At 51.9% G+C, this 917-nt stretch carries 1 rRNA gene; it reads right to left on the reverse strand.

Going from position 1 to position 917, the window contains the following annotated elements:
- Positions 1-917 (reverse strand): 23S ribosomal RNA (locus tag QSV36_RS08825); the annotation flags it as partial.

Genomic DNA, 917 nt, shown 5'->3' on the forward strand with positions numbered 1-917 from the left:
CAGCCTACCACCTTAAACCTGGACAACCAACGCCAGGCTGGCCTAACCTTCTCCGTCCCTCCATCGCAATAACTGGAAGTACAGGAATATTAACCTGTTTTCCATCGACTACGCTTTTCAGCCTCGCCTTAGGGACCGACTAACCCTGCGTCGATTAACGTTGCGCAGGAAACCTTGGTCTTTCGGCGTGCGAGTTTTTCACTCGCATTGTCGTTACTCATGTCAGCATTCGCACTTCTGATACCTCCAGCAAGCTTCTCAACTCACCTTCACAGGCTTACAGAACGCTCCTCTACCGCGTCATCAAAGATGACACCCGTAGCTTCGGTGCATGGTTTGAGCCCCGTTACATCTTCCGCGCAGGCCGACTCGACTAGTGAGCTATTACGCTTTCTTTAAAGGGTGGCTGCTTCTAAGCCAACCTCCTAGCTGTCTAAGCCTTCCCACATCGTTTCCCACTTAACCATGACTTTGGGACCTTAGCTGACGGTCTGGGTTGTTTCCCTTTTCACGACGGACGTTAGCACCCGCCGTGTGTCTCCCATGCTCGGCACTTCCAGGTATTCGGAGTTTGCATCGGTTTGGTAAGTCGGGATGACCCCCTAGCCGAAACAGTGCTCTACCCCCTGGAGTGATACATGAGGCGCTACCTAAATAGCTTTCGAGGAGAACCAGCTATCTCCGAGCTTGATTAGCCTTTCACTCCGATCCACAGGTCATCCGCTAACTTTTCAACGGTAGTCGGTTCGGTCCTCCAGTCAGTGTTACCTAACCTTCAACCTGCCCATGGATAGATCGCCCGGTTTCGGGTCTATACCCAGCGACTAAACGCCCTATTAAGACTCGCTTTCGCTACGCCTCCCCTATTCGGTTAAGCTCGCCACTGAATATAAGTCGCTGACCCATTATACAAAAGG

It is taken from the genome of Pseudomonas sp. BCRC 81390, from assembly GCF_030341915.1.
Classification (GTDB): domain Bacteria; phylum Pseudomonadota; class Gammaproteobacteria; order Pseudomonadales; family Pseudomonadaceae; genus Aquipseudomonas.